Genomic DNA, 6,550 nt, shown 5'->3' on the forward strand with positions numbered 1-6,550 from the left:
GATGGTTTTTTATTTTTATGAAATTTGATTAATATCCTTCTTTTGAGTCTTGGTTTTTAATTAAGGCCAATGCAGATGAAGTTCCTATTCTTTTGACACCGAGACCGATCATCCTTTCCGCATCTTCCGGAGTTCTCACGCCGCCTGCCGCTTTTACCGGGAGCTTACCGGCATTGTCAAGCATGATCCGTATCCCTTCAAAAGTTGCCCCGTTGGGTTTTCCGTCTTCGGTTTCATAAAAACCGGTTGAGGATTTCACAAAGATTTCTGACAATTCATGCTCATCAAAATTCTCTTCCGCCCATCCCGAAATGCGCTTTGTAATATCGGCAATCTGCAAGTCTGTTAATGCAGCGATTTCAATAATCCACTTTGCAATTTTATGATGCTGAATACATAAAGCGGTACACTTTACAAATTCTTCTTCTACGAGATCCAGATTTCCTTTCAGATAAGCACTATAATTAATGACAAAATCCAGCTCATCCGCTCCGTCAGCAATGGCTTTTTCAGCTTCTGCCAATTTTTCTTCCGTGGAATAGGTCCCCTCATGAAAACCGATAACCGTTCCTACTACCACATCCGAATTTTTTTTCCCGATATATTTTTTAACTGCTGATACATAATCCGGGCGGATCATCACGGCAAAAATACCGTTATCAATAGCTTCCTGAGCCAGTTCTATGTCTTTCTGTAAAGTCTGTTCTTCCGAAAGCCCCGACTGTGCAGGAGTTTTCAGATACGTTGAATCCAAATATTGCGCAATGTTCATAATCCTGTTATACTTTCAGTTGTCTGTAAATACCCTGCTCCAAAGATATGAAAGTTTCTGTTCTTATTACACCCTTCAGCTGCTGAAGCTTACTGAGGATCTGCATCAGGTGATCGTTGTCCTTACAGATCACTTTCAGGAAAATAGTATAATTCCCTGTAGTATAGTGGGCTTCCACAACTTCATTGATATCTTTCAGAGCCTTCACCATATCCGGATAATGGCTTGGCAGATCGAGGAATACACCTATATAAGAAATAACTTTATAACCGATTTTTTTCGGGTTTAAAAAAGAAATCGAAGTTTCAATAACCCCTGCCTGTTCAAGTTTTTTAATTCGCTGATGAACTGCCGTTGTTGATATTCCGACGCTTTTCGAAATATTCGACAATGACGATTTGGCATTATCCATCAACATATAAATAATTTCTTTGTCGATAGAATCTAACTGATAGCTGGTATTCTTTGAGTTTTTCATTCTACTTATTTATGTTTTTACGTTTATTTATCAATTTTAAATCTTACAAAAACCGGGAAATGATCGCTGTAACCTCCCAGATACCTTGTTCCGGCGAACGTTCTGAAAGGTCTGCCTCCAAGCTTTTTGTCGCGGCTCTTTATTTTATCAGGACAGAAGACTTCGGCATTTTCAAACACCAGCATATTATCTTCAGTAAAAAATGATTCAGAAAGCATTATCTGATCGAAAAGCAATCCTGATTTATAGTGAAAAGTAGAATAATTTCCTGCAGAAAACAGGCGCATAAAAGGATTTTCCATCACTTTTGCATGCGCATCGTTATAGAGAATTTTCATTAAATTTTCATCATTAGGGTTTTCATTAAAATCACCACACAAAATTACATTTTCTTTACCTTTATTTACAATATTCAAAATCCGGCTACGGATCTCCTTTATTATAAAGTCTCTTTTTCCTTTGTTAATATCTCTTTCCCGCTTGGATGGAAGATGAGCGATAAAAACATGTAAAATCTCTCCTCTATAATTTAGTTTTGAATATAGTACATCTCTAGTTGTATTGTAGTTTTCCTGGTTTTTATTAGTTGTCTCAAAAAAGAACGTAATGGTTTCAGAATTTATTACCTGAACTTTACTTTTATCATATAAAAATGCCACATCCACATGCCTTTCGTCCGGAGAATTATAATGCACAATTCCGTAACCGCAATTGAAAGGCTCTATCTGTACGAGGTCTTCCAGCACTTTTCTTCCGGAAACCTCTGAAAGACCGATCATAAAGGGCACCTCTCCATGCCCTTCTTTCATAAGCTGAAAAGCATGTGCTATTTTAAAAAGCTTATTCCTGTATTTCCTTTCATCCCAATTGCGTAGACCGGATATTGTGGGGTCCAGTTTATGCGTTGGCTTAGGATCAGGTAAAAACAAATTTTCAACATTGTAAAAACTGAACAGCTCCATCAGCATGGGTTTCTGGAATTTTTCACTGACATTTATCTCGAAAGTGTAAATTTATTATTTTATTTAATATATACTGAACAATTCCCTTAGAATCTTTCGTTAATTCGCCTTATAAACATAGTAAATATATAAATTTTAGGGCATTTAGATAATTTTAATTGGAATTATTAAAAATTATTATCAAAAAAAGTGATAAAACAGAAATAAAATGTTTTTTAGTTTTTTGCCTACGGAAAGATTAATTATATATTTCTAATATATCTTAAACTGGAAGTAGCCGGTGACAGGCAGAAAATTTTATAAAAGATCGGGACGCTTTTCTCTGGTTATTCTCAACGCTTCATTATGACGCCACTCTTCTATTTTAGCAAAATTTCCGCTGAGCAGGATTTTTGGAACTTCCAATCCTTTGTAAACTTCGGGCCTTGTGTAGATCGGTGGCGACAGCAAATCGTCCTGGAAACTGTCTGTAAGGGCACTCTGCTCATCATTCAGCACTCCGGGAAGCAGACGGATCACGGAATCAGCCAGGACGCAGGCCGCCAGTTCGCCGCCCGTCAGAACATAATCCCCGATAGATATTTCTTTGGTAATATGCAGATCCCTCACCCGTTGGTCGATTCCTTTATAATGTCCGCATAAGAAAATAAGATTCTGCTTAATCGATAAGGTATTGGCGATCTTCTGGTTCAAAGTAACACCGTCCGGTGTAAGATAGATCACCTCATCATACTCCCTCTGGGATTTCAGCTCGGAGATGCATTTGTCCAGAGGCTCTATCATCATCACCATTCCGGCTCCGCCGCCGTAAGGCTCATCGTCGATCTGCCGGTGCTTATTGATCGCCCAGTCTCTCAGATGATGAAAATGTACTTCTGCAAGCCCTTTATCCATGGCTCTCTTTAAAATGGAAGTTCTGAACGGACTTTCCATCAACTCGGGAAGTACGCTTATAATATCAATTCTCATTGTAATGTTTCGTTTTTCTTATTCGGCGAAATGATTAATCGTAAAGAAGAATCTTTGTTAAAATAGCTCCACATCCAGTTAAAAAATACCGCGAGCTTGTTTCTTACACTTAAAATAAGCATCAAATGTAAGAACATCCAGAAAAACCAGGCTAAAAACCCCTGGAATTTGATGAACGGAAGGTCTACAACCGCCCGGTGCTTTCCGATCGTTGCCAGAGAACCTTTGTCTTCATACTCATATTCCTCCCACTGGCTTGTATTTTTCTTTAACAGGTTTCTACCTAAATTTTTCGCCTGATTGATGGCCACGTTCGCTACCTGGGGATGCCCCTGAGGATATTTCGGGGTTTCCATATAGCTGATATCACCGATGGCGAAAATATTATCATAGCCTTTTATTTTATTATATCTGTCGGTAATGTACCTATTTTTAACAAGATTTTTTGAGGGAAAACCGCTGATCACATTCCCCGTCACTCCGGCTGCCCAGATTACGCTGTTGGAAGCAATGGTTTTTCCGCTTTTCATATACACTTTATCGCCGTCATACTCCGTTACATATTCCTGGCTCAGGAAAGTTACGCCAAGGTCCTTCAGATATTCCTCGGATTTGTTCTGCGCTTCAGCACTCATCACCGCAAGCGGCTTTTCCGTAGAACTTACCAGGATGATCTTAAGATGGTCGAAATTCATGTAAGGATAATCCCGTGGAAGAATTTCTTTTTTCATTTCGGCAAACGCACCGGCCAGCTCCACTCCGGTGGGGCCGCTTCCGACGATCACGATATTCCAGTTTCCGTCGTCGCTTCTGCTTTTTTCGAGGATCAGCTTTTCAAAGGTCATCAGGATATGGTTTCTGATGCCGATGGCTTCCTGGGTATTCTTCATCCCGAAGGCTTTTCCTTCCATATCTTTGTTGCCGAAGAAGTTCGTTTTGCAGCCGGTAGCGATCACAAGCTTGTCATAGCTGAACTCCGCTTCATCGGTAATCACTTTATTATTCGCTGTATCGATTTCTTTTACTTCCGTCAGGCGGAACTGTGTATTTCTGGAACGCTGAAAGATTTTTCTGAAAGGAAAGGAAATATTGGAAGGCTCAATTCGGCCGCACGCTACCTGGTAAAAAAGAGGCTGGAACATATGATGATTTACCCGGTCTAAAACAATTACTTTTTTGTTCTTGTTATTCAATGTTTTTGCAAGCTGCAGCCCCGCAAAACCACCCCCGATGATGATGATCTTTTCGCGTGTTTCCATAGTAGACAAATTTACTGATTTTATTTAGCATTTAGAAGTGAAAAAAGTTAGTTTTGCAAGAACTTTATGTCACCGAAGAAGTACAGCAAAAAAACCGCCAAAAAGATTCATACCAGCCGCCGGAAGAATTACTTTTTCCGACGCAGGATCCTGCTGGTGATCCTGATTATTGCGCTGGCGGGTACGGGTTTGTATCTGAAACAGTCGATCAGCTATTACTACGCCCTGTACTTTAATAAATTCACCCATAAAAAACTTCACAACAGCGAAACTGAGACGCTGAGGATCCAGAAAATTCTTTCCGATAACCTCGACAAAACCTACGGATTCGACATCTCCCACTATCAGAATAAAGAAGACATTAAATGGAACAGCCTGACGATCGGGAACAAGACCATTCCGCTGGAATTTGTGGTCATGCGTGCAACCATGGGAAACCGTAATGCTGATAAACATTTTGAGGCTTTCTGGGAGCAGGCCAAAAAACAGAAGATCATCCGCGGGGCTTATCATTTTTACAGGGCCGATGAAGATCCTGTAATCCAAGCCAATAACTTCCTTGAAAATGTAAAACTCGAAAGCGGAGACCTGCCGCCGATTTTAGATATTGAGAAAATTCCGAAACGCAAAACCAATAAAAAACTGATCGAAGATTTAAAAGTCTGGTGCAGGATCGTGGAGGAAACCTATGGTGAAAAACCCATCATTTACACTTACTATCATTATTACAAAGATTTCCTGAAAGGTGAATTCGATGATTATCCGCTATGGCTGGCTAATTACAATGATGTTCCGGCTCCTTCTCCCGATGGTATCTGGGATTTCTGGCAGTTTACAGAAAACGGGATTGTACATGGGATCAATACAAAAGTGGATCTTGATGTTTACAACGGAAGCTCCTGGTCTTTGAAAAACCTTACACTCGACTGATTTGCTTCTTCAAAGAAGCTCATTTAATCTTAAAAGGATGTCTCTGTATCCACTCCGTTTTAGGAGAAAGGGAAGGGAATATATTTTTCATGAACGGGTTGATTGCGGAATATGTATGCCTGATGAGTCCAAAAATTTCAACCGGTTCCGCGCCGATGGTAGATTTGATCTCCAGTGCCGTTCTTCCGAAAAGAATTCTTTTAAACTGATGATCGATGGCGAACCCGGCCATGTCCAGAAGCATATTCAGGTAAATCTGATTTTCTTTCTGGATTTCTTTATCATAGCCTAAAAAATAGGTATCAACATCATCATTGTTCAGAATTAGCGTATAAAAACCAATCAGTTTCTGATCTGAAAAATAGCCGAACACTTTAAAATTATTTCCTAAATGTTCTTTCATCCTTTCAAAATGGTTTTCTTCAAGGAAAAAAGTATTAAAAGGTGCATTTTCAGCTACATTTTTATACAGCACACTCATTTCTTTCCTGTATTTGGTGACTTTTCCGGCGTTCAATTCACGTTTTTCAATACCGGCAAGTTTCTTTCGGGCATTCTTCACCCTGGTTCTGTATTTGGTAGAAAAATCACGAATATAATCTTCAAAGGTATTCCAGTTCTCCCGTATTTGCAGGATCATATTCGGCTGTACGCAGAATTTAAAATAGTTCTGATGCTTACTATCTTGAAAAAATGAGAAAAATTCAGAACGGTAATCCTTATAGATGATGAGTGACGTTTTCCTGATCTCTTTCTGCATTTTATGCACTGCACTATCCAACAGTGAAACCATATTCTCCGTACTGATTTTTTCAGGATAGAAATAAAATCCGTTCTGCCCCGTCAGCATATTGTTGCCCAGGATCATCACATCCCGGCTGAACTTCCTCGCAGCATAATTTCTGAGGCTGCACCAGACCTCATCTTTCTGGAAAGTCTTATGCCGGATGAAATCCAGGTATTGGAATAAGGCACCGCCGATCAAATGTTCATCTTCAAAAAATCCTACAAAAAAGCAATTCATGTTCTGCGGCTTTGAAGTTTCAAGAACACGGAAATACGCTGCGGAAAGCATGATGTTATGATTTCCGATCACCGTATCCCAATTTTGGGGAAGGCCGGAAACCGAAGTGTAAATTTTTAAATAACGTGAATTCGACTATAAATAACTGATTAACAC

7 protein-coding genes are annotated in these 6,550 nt (G+C 39.6%); 1 reads left to right on the top strand and 6 read right to left on the bottom strand.

The genetic code is table 11. The features are described 5' to 3' along the window. Positions 1-28: 28 nt before the first annotated feature. From deoC to ACED20_RS20270, 5 genes are all read right to left on the bottom strand, one after another. Entirely contained in the window at positions 29-775 is a 747-nt protein-coding gene (deoC, locus tag ACED20_RS20250; RefSeq protein ID WP_294240532.1) for a deoxyribose-phosphate aldolase, read from the bottom strand. Between the two features lie 4 nt (positions 776-779). Continuing rightward, entirely contained in the window at positions 780-1,250 is a 471-nt protein-coding gene (locus tag ACED20_RS20255) for an Lrp/AsnC family transcriptional regulator (protein WP_294201226.1), read from the bottom strand. Positions 1,251-1,273: 23 nt separating this feature from the next. Then, positions 1,274-2,212, bottom strand: coding sequence for an endonuclease (locus tag ACED20_RS20260; RefSeq protein ID WP_294240391.1), 939 nt, complete (start codon positions 2,210-2,212; stop codon positions 1,274-1,276). A 297-nt stretch (positions 2,213-2,509) separates the two neighbouring features. Next, complete coding sequence (trmD, locus tag ACED20_RS20265; RefSeq protein WP_294201230.1) at positions 2,510-3,181, bottom strand: tRNA (guanosine(37)-N1)-methyltransferase TrmD; 672 nt, start codon at positions 3,179-3,181, stop codon at positions 2,510-2,512. Beyond that, a complete protein-coding gene (locus ACED20_RS20270) occupies positions 3,178-4,440 on the bottom strand; it encodes an NAD(P)/FAD-dependent oxidoreductase (protein ID WP_378106548.1) in 1,263 nt (420 codons plus the stop codon). Before ACED20_RS20270 ends, trmD begins: the two co-directional genes overlap by 4 nt. 66 nt (positions 4,441-4,506) lie before the next feature. Between ACED20_RS20270 and ACED20_RS20275 the strand changes: the two genes are divergently transcribed. Beyond that, positions 4,507-5,370 carry a glycoside hydrolase family 25 protein gene (locus tag ACED20_RS20275; protein WP_378106550.1) on the top strand — a complete coding sequence of 288 codons (864 nt, stop codon included), beginning with the start codon at positions 4,507-4,509 and terminating at the stop codon, positions 5,368-5,370. 19 nt (positions 5,371-5,389) lie between these two features. Here ACED20_RS20275 and ACED20_RS20280 read toward each other — a convergent pair whose 3' ends face one another. Then, positions 5,390-6,466: an 8-amino-7-oxononanoate synthase gene (locus ACED20_RS20280; protein WP_378106552.1), complete on the bottom strand. Its 1,077-nt coding sequence runs from the start codon at positions 6,464-6,466 to the stop codon at positions 5,390-5,392. Between the last annotated feature and the right edge of the window lie 84 nt (positions 6,467-6,550).

Source organism: Chryseobacterium sp. sg2396, from assembly GCF_042610505.1.
Taxonomy (GTDB): Bacteria; Bacteroidota; Bacteroidia; order Flavobacteriales; family Weeksellaceae; genus Chryseobacterium.

Bases quoted from the DNA above. Each gene is read 5' to 3' on its own strand.
- trmD (WP_294201230.1), bottom strand. From the start codon at position 3,181: ATGAGAATTGATATTATAAGCGTACTTCCCGAGTTGATGGAAAGTCCG.
- ACED20_RS20275 (WP_378106550.1), top strand. From the start codon at position 4,507: ATGTCACCGAAGAAGTACAGCAAAAAAACCGCCAAAAAGATTCATACC.
- ACED20_RS20255 (WP_294201226.1), bottom strand. From the start codon at position 1,250: ATGAAAAACTCAAAGAATACCAGCTATCAGTTAGATTCTATCGACAAA.
- ACED20_RS20270 (WP_378106548.1), bottom strand. From the start codon at position 4,440: ATGGAAACACGCGAAAAGATCATCATCATCGGGGGTGGTTTTGCGGGG.
- ACED20_RS20260 (WP_294240391.1), bottom strand. From the start codon at position 2,212: ATGGAGCTGTTCAGTTTTTACAATGTTGAAAATTTGTTTTTACCTGAT.